This is a genomic window from Gemmatimonadota bacterium, from assembly GCA_026706345.1.
Taxonomy (GTDB): Bacteria; JAAXHH01; JAAXHH01; order JAAXHH01; family JAAXHH01; genus JAAXHH01.
In genome coordinates, this window is sequence record JAPOYX010000030.1 from 1 (window position 1) to 2124 (window position 2124).

Annotated in this window: 3 protein-coding genes; 1 reads left to right on the forward strand and 2 read right to left on the reverse strand. The window is 59.7% G+C overall.

Annotation, left to right across the window (positions count from 1 at the left end):
- On the forward strand, positions 1 to 182 hold a 182-nt coding region (locus OXG98_03380), incomplete at its 5' end, for a glutathione binding-like protein (protein ID MCY3771050.1).
- Here the strand turns inward: OXG98_03380 and OXG98_03385 are convergent.
- On the reverse strand, positions 171 to 722 hold the full coding sequence (locus OXG98_03385) for an alpha/beta hydrolase (protein MCY3771051.1): 552 nt from the start codon (positions 720 to 722) through the stop codon (positions 171 to 173). The genes OXG98_03380 and OXG98_03385 overlap by 12 nt on opposite strands.
- Positions 723 to 854: 132 nt before the next feature.
- A partial coding sequence (gene glnS, locus OXG98_03390) for a glutamine--tRNA ligase (protein ID MCY3771052.1) occupies positions 855 to 2124 on the reverse strand: 1270 nt, incomplete at its 5' end.

Genomic DNA, 2124 nt, shown 5'->3' on the forward strand with positions numbered 1-2124 from the left:
AGCACCTGGCAAAACGGACCTTCTTTGTGAGTGAGCGCTACACAATTGCGGATATCGCACTATACGCCTACACCCATGTCGCCCACGAGGGGGGCTTTGAGTTGGATCGTTTTAAGGCGATTCGGATATGGCTTGATCGCATCCGGGTACAACCCGGCCATATCTCCATTCTACAAACCTGAGACCCATGACCCCACGGTCTCACCCAACTCGTTTTGCACCTCCTCATCGGTTCGTCCCGAGCGTTTGAGGACGTGAAAGGAGTGGTCGCCGCCCTCAACAATATGGAGGGGCGCGCGCTTGCCCAGGCTGCGGCATAAGGGCATGATGCAAGCGAGTTCGGCCAGCCTGTCCCGGGTCCCTTGTAAGAAGAGCATGGGAACGATCACCTCGGCTAAATGCGCACCCCGCTCGCTTGACGGTTTTCCTGCCGCGTGGAGGGGAAAGCCGTAAAAGATCAACCCTCGAACATCCGGCAGGCCGCCCTCGGCCGCAACAAGCGAGGTCAGCCGTCCCCCCATGGATTTTCCGCCGGCCAGGAGGGGCAACCCCCGGGCCGCTTTTTTTGCCGTCTCAACCGCCGAGACGATGGTTGCGCGTAATGTCGTTTGGGAGTCGGGGCTTTTCTTTCCCTTTTCCATATACGGAAACTGATAGCGAAACGTCGCAATTTTTTGGGTGGCAAGCTGCTCTGCCGCGGCCTGCATAAAGGGGTGCTGCATTCCGGCCCCGGCCCCGTGGCCCAGCACGAGCAGGGCACGGGCGGACGTGGGCCGCAGGAGGAGCGCAGAGACGGCACCGGCCCGCTCGGTCGGTGTAAAGTGAAGCGTTCGAAGCGAAGTTGCCATGCGAGCCTATGCCTTTTTCTGCCGCTCCGCTTTTTGGATTTTGGTCCAGGTGTCCCGCAGGGTCACGGTTCGGTTAAAGACCGGACGGCCTGGAGACGAGTCGGCCGTATCCACACAGAAATAGCCCTGCCGTTCAAACTGAAAGCGACGACCGGCTTCGGCCTGGGCCAGGCTCGGCTCGACTTTGCAGTCGGTCAAGATCTCAAGCGAGTGCGGGTTCAGATAGTCGGTGAACGCCTGTCCGTCTTCTGCATTATCCGGGTCGGGCTTGGTGAAAAGATGATCGTAGAGTCGGACCTCGGCGGTGACGGCCTGCCCGGCTGACACCCAGTGAATGGTAGCTTTGACCTTGCGACCGGCGGTCGGCCCGCCACTGCGTGTCTCGGGATCGTAGGTGCAGTGAATTTCCGTAATCTCTCCGGCGTCATCTTTGACGACGCTGACGCATTTGATGATATAGGCGTAGCGTAAGCGCACTTCCCGGCCGGGCGCGAGACGAAAAAATTTACGCGGCGGCTCTTCGCGAAAGTCCTCGCGTTCAATGTAGACCACTCGTGAGAAGGGGACGTGCCGCGTGCCGGCGCTGGCATCTTCCGGGTTGTTGATCGCGTCGAGAGATTCGACCTGGTCTTGGGGATAATTGTCTATGACAACCCGCAGGGGACGGAGGACCGCCATGACCCGCGGCGCGGTTCGATTCAACTCTTCGCGGATACAGTGTTCGAGCATGGCATAGTCAACCGTGCTGTTCCGTTTGGCCAGGCCGATACGTTCGCAGAAGGTTCGAATCGACTGCGGCGTGTAGCCTCGGCGACGGAGTCCGGCCAGGGTCGGCATACGCGGGTCGTCCCAGCCGCTCACATATCCGTCTGTCACCAGAGCCAGGAGCTTGCGTTTGCTCATGACCGTATAGGTCAGGTTCAAGCGGGCGAATTCGATCTGCTGGGGATGACTCGAAACGGGGAGGACGTCCAACGCCCAGTCGTACAGGGGACGATGATCCTCGAACTCCAGGGTACACAGCGAGTGGGTGATCCCTTCGAGCGCGTCACTCAGACAGTGAGTGAAGTCATACATGGGATAGATGCACCAGCTCTCTCCCGTGCGGTGGTGTGTGGCCTTCAGAATTCGGTATAGCGTCGGATCACGCATATTGATGTTGGGCGAGGCCATATCGATCCTGGCCCGTAGGACGTGGACGCCCTCCGGAAACTCGCCGGTGCGCATGCGGGCGAACAGGTCGAGATTTTCTTCAACCGAGCGCTGCCGGTAGGGG

Coding starts and splice junctions, on each gene's coding strand:
- OXG98_03385 (MCY3771051.1), bottom strand. CDS start 722: ATGCAGCACCCCTTTATGCAGGCCGCGGCAGAGCAGCTTGCCACCCAA.